Below are 22,974 nucleotides of genomic sequence, written 5' to 3'. Positions count from 1 at the left end.
ATCGAGAGGTGTCATGACAGGGAACGGCACGGAGGGACACGGCGGCCCGGGGGTCTTCCGGCGCCGGCTGCTGCTCGCGGTCGACGCGCAGGGGTACGGCCGCTCGGACCCGGTCACCCAGCGGGAGTTCCAGGCGGGCCTCGCACGGCTGCTGGACGCGTCGGCGGGGACGGCCGGGCTCGACCGCGCCCGCTGGGAGACGCAGGAGGCCGGCGACTCCGTGTTCGCCGTGCTGCCCGAGGGAACCGACGAGCCCGCTCTCGTCGACACCTTCATGCGTTCCCTCGACGCCGGACTGCGGGCCTTCAACCTCAACCGCGTGCCACGGGCCCGGCTCAGGCTCAGGGCGGCCGTCCACTTCGGCCCCGCCTCGCCCGGCCCCAACGGCTTCGTCGGCCGGGCCCCGGTCGAGATCGGCCGCATCCTCGACTCCGCACCCCTGCGCCGGGCGCTCGCGGCGGCACCGGACGCCTGTCTGGCCGTCGCCGTGTCGGCGTCCGTCTTCCACGACACCGTGGGGGCCGCGTACACCACCGTTCCGGCGGACGCGTTCCGGCGGGTACGGGTCGAGGAGAAGGAGTACCGGGGAGACGCCTGGATCTGGGTCCCCGGCACCCCGGCCGGGCAGCCGGACCCCGCACCCGGCGAACCGGCGGCCGAGGGCGCACGGCCCGGCCGGCCGAAGACCCCCGCGGATCCCGCACGGACCGGTGACGCACCCGTGACCCGGATCCGTGTGACGGCGGACGAAGTGGCGGGGGACGCCACCGTGATCCGCGCGGACCGGCTCGAAGGCACCGTCGAGGGCGACGCCGAGGTCGGCCGCGTGGCACCCGGCGGCACCCTGATCGGGCTGGACCTCCGCTCCGCGAAGGGTGCGGAGTGAGCGCCCGGGACCGCACGGACCGCGCCTTCGACGAGGTGGTGCGGGCCCGGACGGAGGCGGACTTCGTCGAGCGCGAGTGGCTGTACGACCGGATCGAGCGGGCGATGGAGCCGGAGGCCGGCCAGTACGTCCTGGTGACGGGCGAGCCGGGCACGGGCAAGACCAGCCTGCTCGCCGGCATGGCGCGGGCCCGCCCTGAGCGGCTGCGCTACTTCGCCCGGCGGGACAGCCGCACCGCCCTGACCGGCGGCGACGTCCAGTCCTTCCTGCTCTCCGTCGGGCATCAGCTCGCCCGCGTACGACCGGACCTGTTCGAGCCCGAACGCCTCACCGTGGTGATCAGGCAGCACATCGCATCCGTCGAGGCCGAGGGCCGCGTGGTCGGCATCCGGATCGAGGACCTCCGCGTCTCGCCGTTCCGGCACACCGCCGCCCTGGAAGTCGAACAGGACATCGGCGACGTCGCCGGCACCGTCCACGGTGTCCAGATCGGCACGGCCGAACTGGAACCCCGCCTGCTCGACCCCGACAACCTGGCCCACCTGGCCCTGATCGGGCCCGCGGAGGTGCTGGCGGCGCAGGACCCCGGAGCGAGGATCGTCCTGCTGCTCGACGCGCTGGACGAGATGGCCGACGACGCGTTGGCCGACCCCCGCAAGGGCCTGCTGCACTGGCTGGCCCGCGGCCCCGAACTGCCCCCCAACGTCCGCGTGGTCATGACGTCCCGGCCGCACTCCGGTCTCCGGCTGTTCCGGGCGGCCCGCGAGGAACGGCTCACCGAGGTCGTCATCGACGCGGGCTCCCCCCGGGTCACGGCCGACCTGCGCGCCTACGCGGACCGGGTCCTGGAGACGGACGCCGTCATCGGCATGGAGCGGGCCAGGGGCCACCTGCCGGGCAGCGCTAAGCGGTACGCGGTCCGCAAGGCCGCCGGGAACTTCCTGTACCTCGCGACCTATGCACGGGCCCTGACCGACGCCGTCGCCCGGCAGGACGACGAACTGGTCGACCGACTGCTGGTCTTCGGGGGCGTCCCGGGCAGCCTCACCGGCCTGTACGGGTTCTTCGTGGAGCTCGCCCGCGAGCAGCTCACCCCGTGGCAGCGGGGCGCAGCGGCCGGGACGGACGGCTGGGCGGGCGCGGGCCTGCCGATCATCGGTGTGCTGACGGTGGCCCGGGAGCCCCTGACGGAGGACCAGCTCGCCCTGCTGTCCGGCGCCCGGATACACGAGGAACCCGCCCGCAGGGTCCTGGAGGGCCTGCGCTGGCTGCTGGACCGCAGGGACGGCCGCGTCGCCTTCTTCCACACCTCGATCGGCGAGTTCCTCACGGGCGGGGAATCCCGCGAACGGCACCCCGAGTGCTGGGTCGACGAGACCCACTGGCACCAGCGGATCGTGCGGCACTACCGGGGGACCGCGCCCGACTGGGCGGACGTGGACTGGTCGCAGGTGGACCGCTACGGCCTGGCCCACCTCGTCGCCCACCTCCTGAAGGCCGGGCCCGGCAGCTACGACGACGCCACCGGCCTGGTCTGCCCCGGACTGCGCGCCGCCGTCAGGGCCGAGTTCGGGGCCGACGGCCGGTTCCTGGAGCTCGTCGACGTCATCGCCCACCACGTCGCCGCAGGCGCGCCCCCCGCCACCGGCCTGCCCGCGCTGACCTACCTCGCCGTCGTGCGGCACCAGGCCGCACGGTCCGTCGACGCACTCCCGCCGCGGACGCTCGGCCTGCTCGCGCGCCTCGGCCGTCTCGGGGAGGCCCTGGAGCACGCGGCCGGCCTGAAACCCTCCTGGCAGCACTTCTCCGTGCTCCGGGAGATCGTCGGGCACGCACGACCCGGCCCCGGCGAACCGTCCCACGAGGACCTGATGGACCTGCTGGTCGAGTCCGCGCTGGCCGTCCCCGGGCACGGAACCGACCACTACGACCGGGTGCGGCACTCCGCCGAGGCAGCGGCACGGACCGCCGCGACGCTGCTCGCCCCGCACGACCTCACGCGCGCGCTGCGCCTGTGGGAGCACGGCCGGGCGAGCCGGGGCCGGACATCCGGCAGCGGGACGGATCCGGACCCCGTGTACCGCGCCGCCGCCCTCGCCGAGCCGGACGTGGACCGTGCGCGCGTCCTCGTCGGCAGGATCCGCGGCGACCGCACGGCGGACTACCTGGATCTCGCGGCACGCGCCGGCGCCGCCCACGCCCCCGAACTGCTGTGGGCGGCCGAGCGGTCCCTGGACGCCGTCGCTCCGGCGGCCCGCCTGCGGATCCTGGCGCGACTGGCCGCCGCGTGGGCGGCGCACGACCCGGACACCAGCCGCAGGTTCCTCGCCGAGGTCCGCGCCCACGTCCTGGCCGCGGACGAGGAGCGGGAACTGGCGTCCCATCTCGTGCCGGCGGCCGCCGTGCTGGAAGACGTGGACCCGGCCGCCGCCCGTTCCCTGCTGGCCCCCCTGGACACGGTCGTCGTCGACGGACACTGGGAACGCGCCCTGCTCGACGGCGCGCAGCTCTGGACACGCTGGGGGTCCCCCGAGCGCGCGCGGGTCCTCGCCGACCGGTACCTCGCCTGGAGCAGCGGTCCCTGGGCCGAGCTCTCCGCGGCGAAGGCCCGCGGAACGTCGGACCGGACGGACGCGATACGGCTGATCGAGGGCGTGTTCGCCTCGATCCAGGAACCGCCCGCCGACCCGGCGGGATACCAGTGGAGCGCGCGGGAGCGGGTGTCCGACCAGAGCGCCGCGGCCCGCCGGATGGCCGACCACGACCTCGCCAGAGCGGCGGAGATGGCCAGGGACATCCCCTCCGGCCATCGCGAGCGGTACGCGCTGCTCACCGACATCGCCCACCTCCACGCCGACCGGGGGGAGCCGGCCTCGGCCGCCGCGCTCCTGGACGAGATGCTGCGGGACGTGGAGCACCCGGCCCCGCTCGTCGGAGGAGGCGGCGCCGGAGCGGCCTTCACGACCTCGGCGCCCGAGTCGAGCGTCCCGCCCCCCAGGAACCATCTGGAGGGGGTGAACATCAGTGCCGTCCAGGGCGTGTTCAATCTGAGCCACCACTGGGCCGCCCGCGCCCGGGCCCACTTCTACCGCGAACCGGCGGACGTGGTGCGGGCCGTGGAGATGGGCGCGTCCAGCAACGCGGCCAGGGTGATACGCCGCCTCGCGGCCCGGCTGGCGCACCGGGACCTCGCCCGGGCGGGTGCCGTCATGCGCACGATCGCCGACCCCGCCGAACGGGCCATCGGCTTCGGCGAGCTGCACCGGGCTGCCCACGGCGCCGTCGGCAGCCAGTCGCACCACGGCCCCGAGGCGGAAGCCTTCTCCCGTGAGATCGACCGCGCGCTCGACCAGCTGCCGCGCTGCCGGTGGACGTTCCGGTCCACCGACGACGACCGGAAGGCCTGGGCCTACGCCCGCCCCGACCTGCGGGTCCGCTTCGAACTGGCCGTACGCGCCCTGGGGTGCCGCAAGGACGACATGAGCGCGCTGGACGGACTGGCCTTCCTGTCCCACGCCCATCTGCAGTCCATGCTCGCGTGGGCGTCCGAGGTGTTCGCCGCCGACGCCCTCACGGGCCGGCCGCCCCACCCCGCCTTCGTGCAGATGCACCGGGAGAACCTGGCCCGCTCCCTGAACCAGGACGACGAAGCAGGCAAGAGCGCGGTGGCCGCCGCCGTGCACCACGAGCACCGGGTCGCCCGCGGGACGCCCGGACACACCTTCCGGGCGCCGACGGCACGCATCGACGACCCGATCTACGCGGCGGCCGCCGACCTGGTCACCCCTCCCCCGGGGGCCGCCCTCAGCCCGTCGTTCATCCGGCGGCTGCGCGGGCTGCTGGACAAGGGACCGCTGCCGGCGGCGGCCGAGCTGCTCGCCTTCGGCGCGGAGGCCCGGCCCGAGAACCGGCCCGAACTCCGTGAGCTGGCCGCCGAGGTGATCACGAGAGCCCGCGACGGCTCGGCGGTCGGCGTGGACGCGCTGACCGTCCTGGCCGTCTCCCCCGACCTCGGCGATCTGCTGGACCCCGTCGCCGTGCTGCACGAGGCCGAACGCTGCACGCCCGCCTGGCCCGGCGAGCACTGGATCCCCGGCGACGCCGTGGCCCGTCTGTTCCCCGTCCTCCTGGACCGTGCGCCCGCGGCCGCCCTGCGCAGGTTCTACGAGGTCACGTCTGCGAACTGGTCCTTCGGCACGGCCCTCCTGGAACACGCCCCGGACGCCCTGCTCGAAGCCCTGGACACCGACGCGGCCGCCGCCCTCGCCTCGGCCGTCACCCGCGCCCTCGCCTGCACCTCCCCCGACGGCACGGCCCCCGCGATCGTGGACGGCGTCCGCCTGACCGACCTCGCCACCCCCGCCCGCACGGCCGCGCGCCCCACGCCCTGACCGCCTCCGCCGGCGCCCGTACGGCTTGCGACTGAAGCTACATCGACGGTCACCATGCTCGGCATCCTAGACACCATGCGCGGCCTCCCAGGCAGCAGACCTAACGAAGCACTACTAGGTTCTGTCCGGCGGATCATGTGAACGTCTGGTCGGTGGCTTGTTGTTGGCATGGGGCGGGGTGATCTGACGGGTCTGGTGCAGCGTTGGGTGACAGGTTGACCCTGCCCACCGTTTCGGGTCCAGTCTCGGCGGTCGGGACGCTGACGGAACCTTGTGCAGCTGTCATTGAATGCCGTGGCTTGGGCCGACTACACCACGGGCAGAGAGCCAGACATGAGCGATCTGATCACGGAATGGGCGACGCAGGTCGCGGAGGCCGAGCTCTGCAGCGTGCTGCCACGGAGGTGGGCACATACGCAGGGAGTAGCCAAGCGAGCGGTCGAAGCAAGCCAGGTTTTCGGCTTGGATGCCGGCCTCCTCGGCGCTGCCGCCACGCTGCACGACGTCGGATACGCGCCCCGCCTTGCGGCGACTGGCTTCCATCCGCTGGACGGAGCTCGGTTCCTTCGGGACGAGCACAGGGCCGACGAGCGGCTGGTGCGGTTGGTCGCGAACCACTCGTTTGCGCTCCTTGAGGCAGAGGAGCGCGGGCTGCGAGAGGAGCTCGCGACGGAGTTCCCCTTACTTGACGAGCCGCTGCTGGTGGACGCCCTCGTGTACTGCGACATGACCACGACGCCCGACGGCGACCGGACCACCGCGCAGGACCGGGTCGCTGAGATCATCAGCCGCTACGGGGGCGACAGCGTGGTCGGGCGGTTCATCCGCCGGGCGGCTCCGGAGATCTTTGCCTCCGTGGAGCGGGTGGAAGCCGCCCTGGCGGCTCAGCCGAGGTAGGGGTAGGTGCCGGCCAGGTAGTCCCCGATCTGCTGGCGCATGCTCGGGTGGATGTCGTACTGGTCGAGGTCGGCCGGCTGGATGAAGCGGACGTCGTCGGCCTCCTCGTTGATCGTAGGCACTCCGCCGACAGGCTGGCCGATGTAGGTGTTCTCGTACTGCTGGCGGATCTCGCCGTCGGTGTACGCGACGATGTGGTTCGGGTTGGTGTAGACGCCGAGAAACCCGGTGAGCTCCGCGATGATCCCGGTCTCCTCCAAGCATTCGCGCACCGCGCACTCGGCCGCGGTCTCGCCGATGTCCTGGGCTCCGCCGGGGAGGGCCCACTGGCCGGTGTCGCGGCGCCGCTGGAGGAGGATGGCGCCCGTCTCGTCGGCGACGAGCAGGTTGCTGGCCGGGATGAGGGTGTTCGCCTTCGGAGCAGACGGGTCGTTGTAGTACTCAGTCCTGCCCATGGTCGGCGGTCCTCTCCTGGTCGGGTGCCCATTGCCTCGCGGCGGCCCAGACGGCGTCGAAGCTTTCAGCGTAGTTGTCGAACCACCCCGTATCACCCGCCCTCTTGAGGTGCAGCAGGGGGTTGGCGCTGGCCGGCTGACCCCAGATGTGTGGGTTGACGAGCAGGTTGTCGTCGTAGCGGAACATGGACGTGTAGAGGGTGGTGTCGTGGAGTCGTACGCCGCACCCGGCCTCGCCCAGCAGCGGACGGTAGTACGTCAGTGATGCGCGGATTTTGGCGGCGAGGGTGTCGCCGATTCCCTCCTCGCGCCCCCGTACGGCGACTGCCTGTCCGTCGGGATCGCCGAAGCACAGGCGAACCCGCACGCCGTCGGCGGCGCGCTCGGAGAGCATCTTGGCGACGTGGGGGTTGGACTGGGCGAAGAAGGTTCCGGAGAAGACGAGGACGCCGATCTCGTGCCGAGCCTCTCGCAGCAGTGCGAGCCATACGTCCCGGGGCACGCTGGCCCGGTTCTGGTAGGTGCCGACCAACTCGGTGCCTAACCCGTACCTCGGCCGGCCGGGACGCTTGGACGGCTCGGGCCAGAGAAAGGTCTCTTCGACGCGCAGGTGTCGCGCGACGCGAAAGCGGTGCCGTGCATGGGGAACCCGTCCGCCCAGCCATCGGCTGACCGTCTTGGGATCTACCTCGCAGATCTCGGCGAGTGCATCGGGCGAGACGCCGCGTTGGCCGAGCACGGTGCGCAGTCGGTTGTTCACAGCAGCCATCGAATCGGCACGGCGAGTGATCGCGCAAGGACGTTTTGGGACGCAGTTCGGAACCTCGCGGACTGCCTACTCTGGCGGCATGGAGCTCTTCGTCCTGTGGGACATCGACCACACCCTCATCGAGAACGCGGGGGTCAGCAAGGAGATCTACGCCGCTGCCTTTCGTGGCCTCTCAGGTCGCGAACCCACGGAGCCCGCGCGTACTGAGGGGCGTACGGATCGACTGATCATGCGCGACATGTTCGTCCGCGAAGGGCTACCCGTGCCTGACTGGCCCTTCGTCGAGACGGCGCTCGCCCAGGCAGGAGAAGCGCGCCTGGAGGAGCTGCGCAGGCGCGGTACCGCCCTGCCCGGTGTGCACGACGCCCTGAAAGCCGCCTCGGCTCAGACCGGTTGGGTCTCCTCCGTACTCACCGGCAACATCTCCGCCAACGCTCATGTAAAGCTTGCCGCGTTCGGCCTCGACTCCCTGCTTGATCTACCGGTCGGCGCCTACGGAGCGGACGCCGAACTCCGCCCCCACCTGGTCGCTGTCGCCCGCGAGCGCGCTCATCGGCTTCATGGTGTTGCGGCCGACATCCCCACCGTCCTCGTTGGGGACACCCCTCGTGACGTGGAAGCGGCCCTGACTACAGGCTCCGGCGTCCTCGCCGTCGCCTCCGGCATCCACACCCAGGAGGAACTGAACGCCGCCGGAGCCGTCGAAGTCCTGCCCGACCTTTCGGATACCAAGCGCGTCCTCGGCATCCTGGAGTCCTTCGCAGGTCACTGAAAACGTCCCAGGACGTCCTTGGAGCGTCCCCGAACGCGGTGTCGAGGTCCCCGAGCAGAAGGCCACTATCAGGCTCCCACCAGGCAACCAGCCGAAGGAGCCGACGTGATCGAGGAAGTCACCGGGATCAAGAAAATCCGCATGCTGTACCTGCAGCTGCTCTACCGCTGCAATTTCACGTGCCTGCACTGCTTCCATGGCAAGCGGCTTCAGTACGCCGACGCCTTCACCGTCGACGAAGCCGCGGATCTCCTCACCCTGATGCGGGACCAGTACGGCACCGAGGCCGTGACCCTGCTCGGCGGAGAGCCCTTCGTCCACCGGGACCTCGCGCAGGTCGTCCGCCACGCCAAGGAGGAACTGGGCCTGCGCGTCGAGATCTGCACCAACGGGTACCGGATCGAGCGCCGTCTGACCGAGATCGCCCCCTCCCTGGACCTGCTCAGGGTTTCCCTGGAGGGCGTCGGGTCGAACAACGACGGCATCCGAAAGCAGGGCAGCTACCAGAGCGCCCTGGAGGCGCTCCGGCTGGCTCGGGATCTCGGCGTTCCGACCGGTGCGACCATGACCGTCACCTCACGGAACATCGCCGAAGTCATGCCCCTCGGACGGGCCTTGGCGGGACTCGGGGTCCGGCAGCTCAAGCTCCACCACCTGCGGCCGGTCGGCAACGCCGCCGATCATCCCGAGCTGCTGGTCACTTCCCCTTCCGCCTACGGCCGGCTCCGGGACGAGCTGGCGTCAGCCGATCTGCCCTTGGAGGTGATCGTCGACGAGGACCTCTCCGAGGACGGTGCCCCGCTGGTGTGCGCCCCCTCCGACGGTCGTCGCGAAATCGACCGCATCGAGGTCGACCCGCGCGGTGCGCTGACCATGTCCTGCAAGGCCGTGGGCAAGGACGCGCACGCCTTCTGGTACGAGAAGGCGGCAGGACGCATCGTCCACAAGCCCTCGTCCGTCGACGAGCTCACCCTCGCGGTACCGGACGTGGTGTACGGACGTGCCTGATCACCCGCGGTTCGAGAGCCTGGAGGGGTTACGCGGCACCGGCAAATCCACCCTGGCGCCCATGCTCGCCGCCGCCCGGCAGGCCGTCCTCGTCGCTACCGTCCCTCTGCCCTACCAGCCCCTCAGACAGGCGCTGGACGAGCGGACGAACGTAGAGGCACGGATGTCCTTCTACCTCTCGGGCCTGTTCACCGCGGCCGAGGAGATCCAGCATCACCTCGACGCCGGCGTCCCTGTCGTCGTCGAGAGCTACTTCGCCCGGTGCCTCACCACTCACCGGGCCCTGGGGGCACAACTCGGTATCACCCTGCCGAGCTGGCTGCCGACACCCGCTACCTACCACCTCGTCTGCGACGACGACGAGAGACAACGTCGACTCGCTGGACGGAACAAGCCGGTATCGCGGTGGGACTCACTGATCGAGACCGCTACGGACCAGGTGAAGGACGCCTATGCCTCCTTCCCGATGCATCGCGTCGACACCACAGGGCGCAGCCCCGACGAGGTCCTCCGAGTGATCATGAATATCGATACGCAAGGAGCGCACCCCCGTGCAGACTCAGAGCCTGTGGGAGCACACTCTCACGTTCTTCCCGCAGTTCCTCGCCGCACTGCGGGAACGTGTCGCCCCTGACGCCACCGTCGCGGTGGTCGGCGCGAGCGACGGCAAGTTCGTCCTGCCTCTCGCCGCTGCCGGCTACCACGTCGTCGCCATCGAACGCGACGCGGTCGCCCTCCATGGGGGCGACGTCCACCTCCCGGGTGACAGCCAGGCCCACGCGTTGGGACTGATCGATCGCCTGAAGCTCGAAGAACTCCACGAACGCGTAGAGGTTGTTGAGGACGACTTCCTGGACGGCAAGCCCCTGGGCCTGCAGTGCGACGCGGTCTGGACGAGCTGCTCGTGGCACTACAGTGCCAACCACCATCGCCCGCTCGGCGAGTTCGTCGACCGCATGCAGCGCCTGGTCCGCCCAGGCGGCATGTTCGGTGCGGAGTTCATGATGCCCGTCGAGAGACGCCACCACATGATTGAGCACTACACCTCCCCGGAACGCCTTCACCCCCACTTCATCGGCGACTGGGAGGTGTTGCTCACTCTGCGCACCACCGAGTTCACCGAGCGGCCCCACGTCGGCCAGCTGCACGACCACACCCACCGCATGGGCCTGCTGCTCGCGGCCCGGACGTCCACCCTCACCGACCACTTCTGAGAGAAGGCCCATGAAGCACGAGTACGAGGCGAAGTTCCTGGCCGTGGACGTCGCCGAGCTCCAGACCAAGCTGAGCGCCCTCGGTGCCGTCCAGGCGTTTCCCCGCACTCTCCTCACTCGCAAGATCTTCGAGAACGACTCCCTTGACGGCGGGGCCTGGATTCGGCTGCGGGACGAGGGCACCCGCTCGACGCTCACGCTCAAGCAGGTCATCGACGCCACGACGATCGACGGCACCAAGGAGATCGAAACCGAGGTCACCGACCTGCACGCCATGGCCGACATCCTGCGCCGGGTCGGCCTCACCGAGGTCCGGTACCAGGAGAACTACCGCGAGGAATGGCGCCTGGGCGAGGTCGCCTTCGACTTCGACACCTGGCCGGACCTTCCCACCTTCCTGGAGATCGAAGGACCCGACGAGGCATCGGTGCGCCAGGCCGCCGCGCTGCTGGACCTCGACTACTCCGAGGCCCGGTTCGGCAGCGTAGACGAGATCTACAAGAGCGAGTCCAGCCGCGACATCCTCGCCGAGCCCACGCTCCTGTTCTCCGAAGCCGAGAAGCAGAAAGACGCTTCTCCTGCGACTCAGGACCGTTGATCACGGAGGGAGACGAGCGATGCTGACGGAAGTCGCCCTCCAGCACAGGGTGATCGCCGGGATCGCCGAGTTCGCCCGAGGAGGACTGCCCCCACCGGCGGCCACCGACGACGGCAACGAGTGGGTCGACGGACTCTGCTGGCTCTACTGCGGACAGCGGTGGACGCGCGTCCTGTGGATCGGCCCCGCCAGAGTCGCTGGGGCCCAAGCCCCGATGTACGCGTGCGGCGCCTGCATCGGCGAGCTGCAGGAACGGGTCTGGCAATCCTTCTTCAACGAGAACCGCCCTGCCGGCTCCACCCGGCCAAGCGAATCCGCCGAGGTGGGGCAGTCGACCTCCGGCAAGAGAACCGGCAAGCATCGGGGCCAGAGCAGGCTCTTCCGCCGTAGTTGAGCCCCCACCCCGGTCACGCTGGCGCCCGCTGTCCCCCGCAGCGAGAGCCCGAGGCCGAGGCGGGTCCTTGGCGTGGGCGCCTTCGGCGGAAGCTCCGAGACGAACAATCTGACGACGCAGCGACCGTTTCACGTCCACCGATACGGTCTTCCCACCCATCCTGGGCCTCTTGGAGGAGCAGTCGTGACGCAGCAGACCACGGACGAGCGGCCGGGCATCGCCGCCGCCATCGTCGTTCACGAGGGCCGTGTGCTCATGGTCCGCCGCCGGGTGAGCGGGGGGCAGCTCTCCTGGCAGTTCCCCGCCGGGGAGGTCGAGCCCGGCGGGGAACGTGAGGCCGCCGCCGTACGGGAAAGCCAGGAGGAGACAGGGCTGACCGTCGAGGCGGTCAAGCTGCTCGGCGAGCGCGTTCACCCTAAGGCGGGCCGCCTCATGCCCTACACCGCCTGCCAGATCCTGGGCGGCAAAGCTCACGTCGCCGATACCGAGGAGCTGGCCGAGCTTGCCTGGGCATCCCCTGGCGACATCCCGGAGTACGTGCCGTACGGGCTGTTCAAGCCGCTGCAGGACTACCTCGACGGGACCTCGTCCGCGTAGACCGCTCCAAGTTCCGGCGGGGAACTGCGGGAGAACGCCAAGGCTCCACGACCTGCCCGGTTGTAGGACTTCCGAGCCAAGGAACGCCTCCTCCCTCACAGACGTGGGCGCCGGGGCCTTCGACCGGGCTCAGCCACACCGGCCGATAGTGCAGTCGCGGACAGTCGCATGGTCGTCGTCCTGCGGGCCGCCTCGGCACGGAGGTTGGGTGCGTGGTTGCGGCTGGTGTGATGTATGCGGGTGATCAGGACGCGGGCGGGCTGGCGGGCACTCGTGAGTTCGCGCTGAGCGGCGGCTTCCTTGAGGAGCTGGTGGGGCCTGTGACCGCCGGCTTCAGCATCGGCCAGAACGGTGGCGAGGGCCGGCCAGGCGGGTCGGTGAGGATGCGGTCGGCGTGGTCGGGGACGGCGGCCCGGACGTCATGGGCCAGGGTTCGGCTGGCCTGGTCGCTCGGCTGACGAGCGGCGAGGTTGTCGATGACCGGGACGAGTGCGTGGTCGGCGGCGGTATGTAGGTGGTGCAGGGCCTGATGGGCGGCTTCGGCTTGGTGGGCGTGGTTCTTCGCCTCGTGCCAGCGGGCGGCGACGATCGTGGCCCAGACAAGGGCGGCGAGCAGGGCGGCGAAGGCGCTGCCGCCGGGGCGAAGAATGGGGCACAGCTCGGGTCGAGACCGGCCACGTCTGCACCCAGGAAGACGGCTCCTGGCTCCACCCCGGCAAGGTGACCGACCTCTTCGAGCGCCTCGTCGCCGCATCCGGCCTCCCGCCGATCCCCCTGCACGACCTCCGCCACGGCGCGGCCACCTCATGCTCGCCGCCGACATCGACATCAAGATCGTGTCGGACACCCTCGGGCACAGCGACACCCGGATGACGAGCGACATCTACCAGAGCGTCCTCCCCCACGTCGGCAAGAGCGCCGCCGAGGCCACCGCGAAGCTCGTCCCCCTCCAGCGCAAGGCCGAGGCCGAGAAGGCCGCGCGCAAGACCGCGAAGAGGAGAAGGCCAGGAAGGCTGCGCCCAAGGCGGCTGGCGAGGGCAAGAGCGCTAAGCCGAAGGGGGACAGGCCGAAGGCCCAAGGCCAAGGCCGCCAAGAAGGCCACACGCCGCAATCCCGAGAAGTAGGTACCCGAGCGGCTCCGCTCACGCAAGCAACGTCACGGCAACCCGGCCGCGTGACCCGCCAAGCCCCGAGCAACAGAAAACCCCAGGCCACGGGCAATGTGACCTGGGGTTTCGCTGAGCCGCCTTCGGGATTCGAACCCGAGACCTACGCATTACGAGTGCGTTGCTCTGGCCAACTGAGCTAAGGCGGCACGCTGGCGTCCAAGAGACTCGTCCCCGCGGGAGACACGCTCTCATCAGCAGCGGCGCCAAGTCTACAGGGTTCTCCGGGGTGCCCCGAACCACCTCCGCCGAGGCCGCCGGGAGCGGCTCAGCAGCGCTTGCCGTCCTTCGGGGCGGTGCCTTCGAGCAGGTAGGTGTTGATCGCGGTGTCGATGCAGTCGCTGCCCCGGCCGTACGCGGTGTGACCGTCGCCGTCGTAGGTCAGCAGCCGCCCGGACTCCAGCTGGCCGGCCAGCGCCTCGGCCCACTTGTACGGCGTCGCCGGGTCGCGGGTGGTGCCGACGACGACGATCGGGGCGGCGCCGTCGGCCGTGATGCGGTGGGGCTTGCCGGTGGCTTCCTCCGGCCAGAAGCCACAGTTCAGGGAGGCGTAGGCGAAGCCCTCGCCGAAGACGGGGGACGCCTTCTCGAACTCGGGGACGGCCGCCCGGGCCTCCTCGGCCGAGTCGAACGCGGCGGGCAGGTCGAGGCAGTTCACCGCGGCGTTGGCGAACATCAGATTGGCGTAGGAGCCGTCCGCCTCGCGCTCGTAGTAGCTGTCCGCCATGGCCAGCAGCGGTGCGCCGTCGCCCTTGTCCGCCGCGGCGAGGGCCGAGCGCAGCTGGGGCCAGGCGCCCTCGTCGTACATCGCGGCGATCACGCCGGTGGTGGCCAGCGACTCGCCGAGGGCGCGGCTCTCGCCGGTCGGCACCGGCTTCGCGTCGAGCTCGGCGAAGAACGCCTTCAGGCGCTTGCCCGCGTCCGCGACGGAGGTGCGGCCCAGCGGGCAGTCCGCCTGCTCGATGCAGTCCGCGGCGAAGGACTGGAACGCGGTCTCGAAGCCCGCCGTCTGGTCCCTGTTCATGGTGCGGGCGGGCAGCGAGGGGTCCATGGCGCCGTCGAGGACGAGCCGGCCGGTGCGGTCGGGGAAGAGCTCCGCGTAGGTCGCGCCGAGGAAGGTGCCGTACGAGGCGCCGACGTAGTTCAGCTTCTCGTCGCCGAGCACGGCGCGGAGGATGTCCATGTCGCGGGCCGCCTCGACGGTGGAGACGTGCGGCAGGACCTGGCCGGACCGCTTCTCGCAGCCGGCCGCGAAGCCCTTGAACGCCGTTGTCAGCGCGGCGCTCTCCGCGCTGTCGTCCGGGGTCTGGTCGACCTGGGTGAACCTGTCCATCTCGGGGCCGGTCAGGCATTCGACGGGCTCGCTGCGGGCGACGCCGCGCGGGTCGACGGCCACCATGTCGTACCGGGCGCGCACCGGCGCCGGGTATCCGATGCCGGCGTAGGCCTGGAGGTAGCCGACGGCGGAGCCGCCGGGGCCGCCCGGGTTCACCAGCAGGGAGCCGAGACGCTTGCCGGGGCCCGTGGCCTTCTTGCGGGCGACGGCGAGGTCGATCCGCTCGCCGTCGGCGTCCGCGTAGTCCAGGGGGGCCTTCATCGTGGCGCACTCGAAGCCGGGGACACCGCACTCCCGCCATGTCAGCTTCTGGTGGTAATACGGCTCCAGGTCGGCGGCGGGGGCGGCCCGGCCGTCCCCCGACGAGCCGGACGCGGCGGAGCCGGCCGAGACGCCGCCGGCGTTGCAACCGGAGACGAGCAGACCGGCCGTGGCCAGCGGAAGGGCGAAGATGCGGAACAGGCGCCTGGTGTCCATCCATCGGAGCGTAATCGCAGCCGGCCGGCGGTGCCCGTCCTTGCCCGTACGGGTGATCCGGTCAAACGGGCCGGGTCGGGTCACCCTGCCGGGCCCTCTCAGCCGCGGCGGAGAGGGCCGCCGGAGCCGCCCGTCACCGGGGCGGCGTCACCCCGCGCGCAGGGAGACCGCCATCGCCTCGACGGCCAGCAGTGGCGCCACGGTGGTGGTGTCCAGCGCCGTACGGCAGGCGGTGATCGCCTCGATGCGGCGCAGGGTGGCCTCGGGGGCGGACGAGCGGGCGACGCGGTCGAGCGCGTCCCGTATGTCGCCGTTGGCGAGCTGCACGCGGGAGCCGAACTGGAGCGCGAGGACGTCCCGGTAGAAGCCGGCCAGATCGGAGAGGGCGAGATCGAGGCTGTCCCGCTGGACGCGGGTCCTGCGTCGCTTCTGCGTGTCCTCCAGCTCCTTCATCGCCCCGGCCGTGCCCCGGGGCATCCGGCCTCCGGCCACCCCGCCGAGCGCCGCCTTGAGGTCCTCGGTCTCCTTGCCGTCGATCTCCTCGGCCATCTGGGCGGCGTCGTCGTTGGCGGCGTCGACCAGATCCTGGGCGGCACGCAGGCACTGGCCGATGTCGTCGACGCGCAGCGGCAGCCCGAGCACGGCCTTGCGCCGGGCCCTGGCCCGCTCGTCGGTCGCGAGCCTGCGGGCGCGGTCGATGTTGCCCTGCGTGGCCCGGGCGGCGACGGCGGCGGCCTCGGGCTCGATGCCGTCGCGGCGCACGAGGAGGTCGGCGACGGCGTCCACCGGCGGTGTGCCGAGCGTCAGCAGCCGGCACCGCGAGCGGATGGTGGGCAGGACGTCCTCGACGGACGGCGCGCACAGCAGCCACACGGTCCGGGTGGCGGGCTCCTCGACCGCCTTGAGGACCGCGTTGGCGGACCGTTCGTTCAGCCGCTCGGCGTCCTCGACGAGGATGACCTGCCAGCGGCCGTTCGCCGGGGCCGTGAAGGACTTGCGGACCGTGTCGCGCATGCTGGCGACGAGGATCTGCGAACCGACGGCGGTGATGGAGCTGACGTCGGCGTGGGTGCCGATCAGGGCCGTGTGGCAGCCGTCGCAGAAGCCGCAGCCCGGGGCGGCGCCGAGGGCGCGGTCGGGGCTGACGCACTGGAGCGCGGCGGCGAACGCGCGGGCGGCCGTGACCCGCCCCGAGCCGGGCGGCCCGGTGAACAGCCACGCGTGCGTCATCGTCGAGCCGTCCGGGGCGGCGGCCCCCTCGGCATGCGCCGTCACCAGTGCGTCGGCGTCCCGGGCGGCGGTGGACAGCTGTGCCACGACCCGGTCCTGGCCGACCATGTCGTCCCAAACGGCCACGCGCCGTCACCGCCTTTCGTGCTGCGGCCTCCCATTGTGGGCCAGGGCACCGACACCGACGGCCGGGCACCCCGTGCCCGGCCGTCGTCCCCGTACGGGGCAGGTGTCAGCGGCCCCGGCGCCGGCCGCGCTCGTCGTCGTCCTCGTGCGGGCCCAGCAGTTCGTCGGCCAGCGTCGGCAGATCGTCCAGCGGGGTCTCCTCCGCCCAGTCCGAACGCCGGCGCGCGGGCTCCGCGCCGGGGTCGACCTGCGGCAGCTCCCGGGTGCGCTCGTTCGCGTCGTCGGCGCCCCGGCCGTCCGCGGCCCGCTCGTCGCGGAAGAAGTCGGCCGGCACCCGGTCCGCGGGGTCGGCGCCCCGGGACTCGTCCCGGCGCACGGGCCGCAGGACGGCGGTCTCGTCGACGGCGGGGAGCACGGAGGTCTCCGCGTCGGCCGGGTCGGCGGACGGCTCGGGGACGCGCGGCAGGACCGCGGTCTCGTCGGGCCGGGCCCGGTCCCGGGCGGCGTCGGGCCGCGGGACTTCCTGGGTGATGTCGTCGGAGGCGGTGGGCGGCAGGTCCTCGGGCCGGACGATCGGTGTCGGCACGGTGATCTCGCTCGCGGAGACCTCCTCGGCGGCCGCGGCGGCCGCCGCGGCCTCCGCGGCCTCCGCCCGGTGCCGCGCTTCCTCGGCGGCCCGGCGGGCCTCCTCGGCCTCCGCCCGGCTCCGCGCCTCCTCGGCGGCCCGGCGGGCCTCCTCCTCGGCGGCGCGGCGGGCTTCCTCCGCCTTCAGCAGCGCTTCCTCGGCCTTGCGCTGCTTCTCCAGCCGGCGGGCCTCGGCCTCTGCCCGCAGCCGGGCCTCCTCCTCGGCCTGCCGGCGCAGCCGCTCCTGCTCCTCCTGGCGGGCCTTCTCCTCCGCCTCGCGCCGCTTGCGCTCCTCCTCCGCGCGCAGCCGTGCCTCCTCGGCGCGCTGCCGGGCCTCCTCCGCCTGGCGTTCGGCCTCGCGGCGGCGGGCCTCCTCCTCCTCGCGCCGCTTGCGCTCCTCCTCCTCGGCACGGAGCCTGGCGAGCTGTTCCTGGCGCTCCCGCTCCAGGCGCTCCTCCTCCGCCTTGCGGCGGGCCTCCTCCTCGGCCCTGCGGCGGGCCTCTTCCTCGGCGGCCTTCCGGGCCTCCTCCCGCGCCTCGATCTCGGCGGCGGAGAGCGGCAGCAGCTGGTCGAGGCGGTGGCGCACGACGGTGGTGACCGCCTCGGGCTCCTGGCCCGCGTCGACCACGAGGTAGCGGCCGGGGTCTGCGGCGGCGAGCGTCAGGAAGCCGGTGCGCACCCGCTGGTGGAACTCGGCCGGCTCGGACTCCAGGCGGTCGGGCGCCTCGGTGAAGCGTTCCCGCGCGGCCTGGGGGGAGACGTCGAGGAGCACCGTCAGATGCGGGACCAGGCCGCCGGTGGCCCAGCGCGAGATGCGGGCGATCTCGGTCGGGGACAGGTCGCGTCCGGCGCCCTGGTAGGCGACCGACGAGTCGATGTAGCGGTCCGAGATGACGATCGCGCCGCGTTCGAGGGCGGGGCGCACCAGCGAGTCGACGTGCTCGGCGCGGTCGGCCGCGTAGAGCAGGGCCTCGGCCCGGTTGGAGAGGCCGGCGCTGGAGACGTCGAGCAGGATCGACCGCAGGCGCTTGCCGACGGGGGTCGCGCCCGGCTCGCGGGTGACGACGACCTCGTGGCCCTTGGCCCTGATCCACTCGGCGAGCGCCTCGACCTGGGTGGACTTGCCGGCGCCGTCCCCGCCCTCGACGGCGATGAAGTAGCCGTTGGCCGCGGGACGCTGCACCGGGTCGGCTCCGCGGCGCAGGGCGTCGCCCAGGTCGCGGCGGAGCGGAACGCCGGAGCGGTCGTCGGTCCTGGCGAGGACGAGCGCCGCCACGGGCAGCAGGAGCGCGCCCACCAGCATGAGCGTGAACGCCGCCCCGCCGTGGGCGAAGACGAAGTCACCGCTGGCGAGCCGGTGCGGGCCGATCGCGGCGGCGATCAGGGGCGCCACCACGGCGGCGGCCCCGAGGCAGACGCGGACGACCGCCTGGAGGTGCTCGGTGAGCCGGGCGCGGCGGAAGTCCTCGGTCTCCTGGTCGATGAGCACATGGCCGGTGTTGGCGGCGACGCCCGCGGCCAGGCCGGCGACCACCCCGAGGAACAGCACGGTCGCGGTGTCGGGCACGAGGCCCATGGCCAGCAGCGCCACACCGGTGACGGCGAGCGCCAGCGCGAGCAGCCGGCGGCGGGAGAGCGCGGGCAGCACGGAACCGGCGGCGCGGATGCCCACGCCGGTGCCGCCGGTCAGCGCCAGCACGAGCAGCGCGAAGCCGGCCGGGCCGGCGCCGAGGTCGACCGCGTGCAGCACGGCGACGGCCACGGCGGACGCGATGGCGGCGGCGACCGCGGCGCAGGCGAGGACGAACACCGGGATGCCGCCCGTACGGCCCTTGTCCGTGCCGTTTCCGGCGGACGGTCGGCGCAGCCCCTCCAGCGGCGAACGCGGGCGCGGGGTCTGCGCGTCGGGGAATTCGACGAACCACAGCGTGGAGACGGACGCGGCGAACAGTCCGGCGGCGACGTAGGAGCCCGGCGCGGCCTGGTGCAGCGTGAACCACTCGATGCCGGTGCCGAGCAGGTTGCCGACGAGCGCGGCCGCCAGCAGCACGGCAGCGGCGACGGGCACGACCGCGAACGCCGTACGCGTCCACAGCCTGCGCAGGGCCTCCAGGTGGTTGGGCAGCGGCCGCACGGCGGCGCCCTCCGGGGGCGGCGCGGGCAGCAGGGCGGGGGCGGCGCCGTCGCGCGCCACGGTCCAGAAGCGTTCCGCGACACCGCTCACGAACACGGTGATCAGCAGGAGGGCGAGGGCGTTGCCCGGTGTCCAGTCGAGCCACAGCGGGGCGACGACCAGCAGGGCGAGCCGGACTCCGTCCGCCCCGATCATGGTCCAGCGCCGGTCGAGGGGACCGCTCGCCGCGGTGAGAGAGGTCATCGGCCCGAGCAGCACGGCTCCGAAGAGCAGCGTGGCCAGCACCCGGGCACCGAGCACGGCGGCCACGGCGAAGGCCGCGCCGCGGTAGCCGGTCCCGAAGGTCTCGGACACGACCGCCGCCTGGAGCGCCAGCAGCAGCAGGACGAGGACGCCCAGCGCGTCCCCGATCCCGCCGGCCACCTGGGCGTTCCACAAACGCCTCAGCGGCGCACCGCGCAACAGGGCGCGCACGGCCCGCTCCCGCGAGTCCGCGGCGAGCGCTTCGGTGTCGGTGGTGTCTGAGGAGGCGTCGGAGGCAGTCTCTGCAGCGGTACCCGTGACCGCCTGCTGCTCGGCTGGCTGCTCGGCTCGCATCATCCGCCCAGCCTATCCGGAGCGCGTTGCTCCCCGACGGGGTGTCCGAACAGACGGACGTTTTCGTCGCAGGAGTGTGAACTCCCACGCCCCCGGCCGTCCGCCTCTTCGTCGCAGGAGTGTGAACCCCCACGCCCCCGGCCGCCCGCCTCCGCGCCCGTGCACGCCGTACCGCGGCGGTCCCCGGAAACGGCGAACCGCCCGTGCTCCGGGGCGTGTGCGCCGGAGCACGGGCGGCTCGTCCTTCGGCCTACTCCTCCGTCGCCGCGGACGCCTTCGCCGAGGCGGCCGTCTTCTTGGCGGCGGTGGCGGTCTTCTTGGCCGTCGTCGTCTTCTTCGCGGCGGTCTTCTTCGCCGTCGTGGTCTTCTTCGCCGCCGTCTTCTTGGCGGTGGCCTTCTTCGCGGGCGCCTTCTTGGCCGTCTTCTTGGCCGGACCCTTGGCCCGCTTCTCGGCGAGGAGCTCGTAGCCGCGCTCCGGCGTGATGTCCTCGACGCTGTCGCCGGTGCGCAGGGTGGCGTTCGTCTCCCCGTCGGTGACATAGGGACCGAAGCGGCCGTCCTTGACCACCACCGGACGCTCGCTGACCGGGTCCGTGCCCAGTTCCTTCAGCGGCGGCTTGGCCGCGGCCCGGCCGCGCTGCTTCGGCTGCGCGTAGATCGCGAGGGCCTCGTCCAGCGTGATGGAGAAGAGCTGCTCCTCGTTCTCCAGGGAGCGCGAGTCGGTGCCCTTCTTCAGGTACGGGCCGTAGCGGCCGTTCTGCGCGGTGATCTCGACGCCCTCGGCGTCGGTGCCGACCACCCGCGGAAGCGACATCAGCTTCAGGGCGTCGGCGAGCGTCACCGTGTCGATCGACATGTTCTTGAAGAGCGACGCCGTGCGCGGCTTGACCGCGTTCTTGCCCGTCTTCGGGGTGCCCTCGGGGAGGATCTCCGTGACGTAGGGGCCGTAGCGCCCGTCCTTGGCGACGATCTGGTGCCCGCTCACCGGGTCGGCGCCCAGCTCGAAGTCGCCGCTCGGCTTGGCGAGCAGTTCCTCCGCGTACTCGACGGTCAGCTCGTCCGGGGCGAGGTCGTCCGGGACGTCGGCGCGCTGGTGGCCCTCGGCGTCCTTCTCCCCGCGCTCCACGTACGGGCCGTAACGGCCGACGCGCAGCGTGATGTCGTTGCCGACGGGGAAGCTGGAGATCTCCCGGGCGTCGATGGCGCCGAGGTCGGTGACCAGTTCCTTCAGACCGCCGAGGTGGTCGCCGTCGCCGTTGCCGGCCTCGCTGGCGGCACCGGTGGCCTCGCCCTCGCCGAAGTAGAAGCGCCGCAGCCACGGCACGGCCTGCGCCTCGCCGCGTGCGATGCGGTCGAGGTCGTCCTCCATCCTCGCGGTGAAGTCGTAGTCGACGAGCCGGCCGAAGTGCTTCTCCAGCAGGTTGACCACGGCGAAGGAGAGGAACGACGGGACCAGCGCCGTGCCCTTCTTGAAGACGTATCCCCGGTCGAGGATCGTGCCGATGATCGACGCGTACGTCGACGGGCGGCCGATCTCGCGCTCCTCCAGCTCCTTGACCAGCGACGCCTCGGTGTAGCGGGCGGGCGGCTTGGTGGCGTGGCCGTCGACGGTGATCTCCTCGGCCGACAGCGCGTCGCCCTCGGCGACCTGCGGCAGCCGGCGCTCACGGTCGTCGAGCTCGGCGTTCGGGTCGTCGGCGCCCTCCACGTAGGCCTTCATGAAGCCGTGGAAGGTGATCGTCTTGCCGGACGCGGTGAACTCGGCGTCCCGGCCGTCAAGCGCCCGTCCGCCGATGCGCACGGTGACGCTGTTGCCGACCGCGTCCTTCATCTGGGAGGCGACGGTCCGCTTCCAGATCAGCTCGTACAGCTTGAACTGGTCGCCGGTCAGCCCGGTCTCGGCGGGGGTGCGGAAACGATCACCCGAGGGGCGGATCGCCTCGTGCGCCTCCTGTGCGTTCTTGACCTTGCCCGCGTAGGTGCGCGGCTTGTCCGGCAGGTAGTCGGCGCCGTAGAGCTGGGTCACCTGCGCGCGGGCCGCCGAGACGGCGGTGTCGGACAGCGTCGTGGAGTCCGTACGCATGTAGGTGATGAAGCCGTTCTCGTACAGCTTCTGCGCGACCTGCATGGTCGCCTTGGCGCCGAAACCGAGCTTGCGGGACGCCTCCTGCTGGAGGGTCGTCGTACGGAACGGGGCGTAGGGCGAGCGGCGGTACGGCTTGGACTCGACCGACCGCACCGCGAAGGACGCGCCGTCGAGCGCGGCGGCCAGCGACCGGGCGTTCGCCTCGTCGAGGTGGAGCACCTGGGCGGACTTGAGCCTGCCGTCGGAGCCGAAGTCACGGCCCTGCGCGACCCGCTGCCCGTCGACGGTGTTCAGCCGCGCGGAGAAGGTCGAGGGGTCCGAGGCGTCGCCCGAGCGGCCGGTGGAGAACGTGCCGGTCAGGTCCCAGTACTCGGCGGAGCGGAACGCGATGCGCTCCCGCTCCCGCTCGACCACGAGCCGGGTCGCCACGGACTGCACACGGCCTGCGGACAGCCGGGGCATGACCTTCTTCCACAGGACCGGCGAGACCTCGTAGCCGTAGAGGCGGTCGAGGATGCGGCGGGTCTCCTGGGCGTCGACCATCCGCTTGTTGAGCTCGCGCGGGTTGGCGACGGCGGCGCGGATCGCGTCCTTGGTGATCTCGTGGAAGACCATCCGGTGGACGGGGACCTTGGGCTTGAGGACCTCCAGCAGGTGCCACGCGATGGCTTCGCCCTCGCGGTCCTCATCGGTGGCGAGGAAGAGCTCGTCGGACTCCGCGAGCTGTTCCTTGAGCTTCCTGACCTGGGCCTTCTTGTCGGCGTTGACGACGTAGATGGGCTGGAAGTCGTGTTCGACGTCGACGCCGAGGCGGCGCACCTCACCCGTGTACTTCTCCGGCACCTCGGCGGCGCCGTTCGGGAGGTCGCGGATGTGCCCGACGCTCGCCTCGACGACATAGCCGGGGCCGAGGTAGCCCTTGATCGTCTTCGCCTTGGCAGGCGACTCGACGATCACGAGTCGGCGGCCGCCCTGTGCGGTCTCGCTGGTCGGGGACAACTTCGCTCTTCTCTCCGGTCGACATTCGGTGGCGCTGTCAGCGGCGCCGCGCGGCGTCCTACCCGTGGGTACAGGTGTCGCGGCACTGCTGTGACGCTGCTGTCGCTGCGGAGTGTGACGGTACAACCCGCCCCCGTGTCAAACGGCAAAAGCCCGCAACGGCCACTCGAACGGTAACCCGACTCCCGCCCTTCATGCCGCCCGGACCGGCACGCCGA

At 72.0% G+C, this 22,974-nt stretch carries 16 protein-coding genes, 1 tRNA gene and 2 pseudogenes; 11 read left to right on the top strand and 8 right to left on the bottom strand.

Annotation, left to right across the window (positions count from 1 at the left end):
* Nucleotides 1–13: 13 nt before the first annotated feature.
* The 3 genes from EAO77_RS08720 to EAO77_RS08710 all read left to right on the top strand — a co-directional run bounded on the left by EAO77_RS08720 (nt 14) and on the right by EAO77_RS08710 (nt 6,174).
* Nucleotides 14–886: a hypothetical protein gene (locus tag EAO77_RS08720; protein WP_187283161.1), complete on the top strand. Its 873-nt coding sequence runs from the start codon at nt 14–16 to the stop codon at nt 884–886.
* Nucleotides 883–5,277 carry an ATP-binding protein gene (locus tag EAO77_RS38515; protein ID WP_187283160.1) on the top strand — a complete coding sequence of 1,465 codons (4,395 nt, stop codon included), beginning with the start codon at nt 883–885 and terminating at the stop codon, nt 5,275–5,277. Before EAO77_RS08720 ends, EAO77_RS38515 begins: the two co-directional genes overlap by 4 nt.
* 333 nt (nt 5,278–5,610) lie before the next feature.
* Entirely contained in the window at nt 5,611–6,174 is a 564-nt protein-coding gene (locus EAO77_RS08710) for an HD domain-containing protein (RefSeq protein WP_147987458.1), read from the top strand.
* Here the strand turns inward: EAO77_RS08710 and EAO77_RS08705 are convergent.
* Both EAO77_RS08705 and EAO77_RS08700 read right to left on the bottom strand, forming a co-directional pair.
* The gene (locus EAO77_RS08705) at nt 6,162–6,629 is read right to left on the bottom strand and encodes an NUDIX hydrolase (protein ID WP_147987457.1); all 468 of its coding nucleotides are present in this window, start codon (nt 6,627–6,629) and stop codon (nt 6,162–6,164) included. The genes EAO77_RS08710 and EAO77_RS08705 overlap by 13 nt on opposite strands.
* Nucleotides 6,616–7,389, bottom strand: coding sequence for a helix-turn-helix domain-containing protein (locus EAO77_RS08700; RefSeq protein ID WP_222723648.1), 774 nt, complete (start codon nt 7,387–7,389; stop codon nt 6,616–6,618). The genes EAO77_RS08705 and EAO77_RS08700 overlap by 14 nt, the downstream gene beginning before the upstream one ends.
* Nucleotides 7,390–7,477: 88 nt before the next feature.
* On the opposite strand from EAO77_RS08700, the gene EAO77_RS08695 reads away from it, so the two are divergent.
* The 7 genes from EAO77_RS08695 to EAO77_RS08665 all read left to right on the top strand — a co-directional run bounded on the left by EAO77_RS08695 (nt 7,478) and on the right by EAO77_RS08665 (nt 11,981).
* Entirely contained in the window at nt 7,478–8,170 is a 693-nt protein-coding gene (locus EAO77_RS08695) for an HAD family hydrolase (RefSeq protein ID WP_147987456.1), read from the top strand.
* 105 nt (nt 8,171–8,275) lie between these two features.
* Nucleotides 8,276–9,178: a radical SAM protein gene (locus EAO77_RS08690; protein WP_147987455.1), complete on the top strand. Its 903-nt coding sequence runs from the start codon at nt 8,276–8,278 to the stop codon at nt 9,176–9,178.
* A 61-nt stretch (nt 9,179–9,239) separates the two neighbouring features.
* Nucleotides 9,240–9,812, top strand: a complete 573-nt coding sequence (locus EAO77_RS08685; protein ID WP_147987454.1) for a hypothetical protein — start codon at nt 9,240–9,242, stop codon at nt 9,810–9,812.
* Nucleotides 9,730–10,392 (top strand): class I SAM-dependent methyltransferase, encoded by a 663-nt coding sequence (locus tag EAO77_RS08680; RefSeq protein WP_147987453.1) that lies wholly within the window; start codon nt 9,730–9,732, stop codon nt 10,390–10,392. The genes EAO77_RS08685 and EAO77_RS08680 overlap by 83 nt, the downstream gene beginning before the upstream one ends.
* Nucleotides 10,393–10,402: 10 nt before the next feature.
* A complete protein-coding gene (locus EAO77_RS08675; RefSeq protein WP_147987452.1) occupies nt 10,403–10,990 on the top strand; it encodes a class IV adenylate cyclase in 588 nt (195 codons plus the stop codon).
* A 19-nt stretch (nt 10,991–11,009) separates the two neighbouring features.
* Nucleotides 11,010–11,384, top strand: coding sequence for a hypothetical protein (locus tag EAO77_RS08670; protein WP_147987451.1), 375 nt, complete (start codon nt 11,010–11,012; stop codon nt 11,382–11,384).
* 183 nt (nt 11,385–11,567) lie between these two features.
* Nucleotides 11,568–11,981, top strand: a complete 414-nt coding sequence (locus tag EAO77_RS08665; protein WP_147987450.1) for an NUDIX hydrolase — start codon at nt 11,568–11,570, stop codon at nt 11,979–11,981.
* A gap of 95 nt (nt 11,982–12,076) precedes the next feature.
* On the opposite strand, the pseudogene EAO77_RS39855 reads toward EAO77_RS08665, so the two are convergent.
* Nucleotides 12,077–12,621 (bottom strand): annotated as a pseudogene (locus EAO77_RS39855) (mobilization protein); the annotation flags it as partial.
* A gap of 2 nt (nt 12,622–12,623) precedes the next feature.
* On the opposite strand from EAO77_RS39855, the pseudogene EAO77_RS08655 reads away from it, so the two are divergent.
* Nucleotides 12,624–13,105: pseudogene (locus tag EAO77_RS08655) on the top strand (tyrosine-type recombinase/integrase); the annotation flags it as partial.
* 117 nt (nt 13,106–13,222) lie between these two features.
* On the opposite strand, the gene EAO77_RS08650 reads toward EAO77_RS08655, so the two are convergent.
* From EAO77_RS08650 to topA, 5 genes are all read right to left on the bottom strand, one after another.
* A tRNA-Thr gene (locus EAO77_RS08650) sits at nt 13,223–13,296 on the bottom strand.
* 119 nt (nt 13,297–13,415) lie between these two features.
* Nucleotides 13,416–14,960, bottom strand: coding sequence for an alpha/beta hydrolase (locus EAO77_RS08645; protein ID WP_147987449.1), 1,545 nt, complete (start codon nt 14,958–14,960; stop codon nt 13,416–13,418).
* A 147-nt stretch (nt 14,961–15,107) separates the two neighbouring features.
* A complete protein-coding gene (locus EAO77_RS08640; protein ID WP_147987448.1) occupies nt 15,108–16,316 on the bottom strand; it encodes a DNA polymerase III subunit delta' in 1,209 nt (402 codons plus the stop codon).
* A 106-nt stretch (nt 16,317–16,422) separates the two neighbouring features.
* Entirely contained in the window at nt 16,423–19,674 is a 3,252-nt protein-coding gene (tmk, locus tag EAO77_RS08635) for a dTMP kinase (protein WP_147987447.1), read from the bottom strand.
* A 247-nt stretch (nt 19,675–19,921) separates the two neighbouring features.
* The gene (gene topA / locus EAO77_RS08630; RefSeq protein WP_147987446.1) at nt 19,922–22,756 is read right to left on the bottom strand and encodes a type I DNA topoisomerase; all 2,835 of its coding nucleotides are present in this window, start codon (nt 22,754–22,756) and stop codon (nt 19,922–19,924) included.
* Nucleotides 22,757–22,974 lie beyond the last annotated feature (218 nt).

This window comes from Streptomyces sp. T39 (assembly GCF_008042045.1).
Taxonomy (GTDB): domain Bacteria; phylum Actinomycetota; class Actinomycetes; order Streptomycetales; family Streptomycetaceae; genus Streptomyces.
The sequence above is the reverse complement of the archived record's forward strand: the minus strand, read 5'-3'. Positions and strand labels throughout refer to the sequence as shown.

Excerpts from the sequence above, each read along its gene's own strand:
- EAO77_RS08720 (WP_187283161.1), top strand. The coding sequence starts at position 14 with ATGACAGGGAACGGCACGGAGGGACACGGCGGCCCGGGGGTCTTCCGG.
- EAO77_RS08710 (WP_147987458.1), top strand. The coding sequence starts at position 5,611 with ATGAGCGATCTGATCACGGAATGGGCGACGCAGGTCGCGGAGGCCGAG.
- EAO77_RS08705 (WP_147987457.1), bottom strand. The coding sequence starts at position 6,629 with ATGGGCAGGACTGAGTACTACAACGACCCGTCTGCTCCGAAGGCGAAC.
- EAO77_RS08695 (WP_147987456.1), top strand. The coding sequence starts at position 7,478 with ATGGAGCTCTTCGTCCTGTGGGACATCGACCACACCCTCATCGAGAAC.
- EAO77_RS08685 (WP_147987454.1), top strand. The coding sequence starts at position 9,240 with ATGCTCGCCGCCGCCCGGCAGGCCGTCCTCGTCGCTACCGTCCCTCTG.
- EAO77_RS08675 (WP_147987452.1), top strand. The coding sequence starts at position 10,403 with ATGAAGCACGAGTACGAGGCGAAGTTCCTGGCCGTGGACGTCGCCGAG.
- EAO77_RS08670 (WP_147987451.1), top strand. The coding sequence starts at position 11,010 with ATGCTGACGGAAGTCGCCCTCCAGCACAGGGTGATCGCCGGGATCGCC.
- EAO77_RS08645 (WP_147987449.1), bottom strand. The coding sequence starts at position 14,960 with ATGGACACCAGGCGCCTGTTCCGCATCTTCGCCCTTCCGCTGGCCACG.
- tmk (WP_147987447.1), bottom strand. The coding sequence starts at position 19,674 with ATGATGCGAGCCGAGCAGCCAGCCGAGCAGCAGGCGGTCACGGGTACC.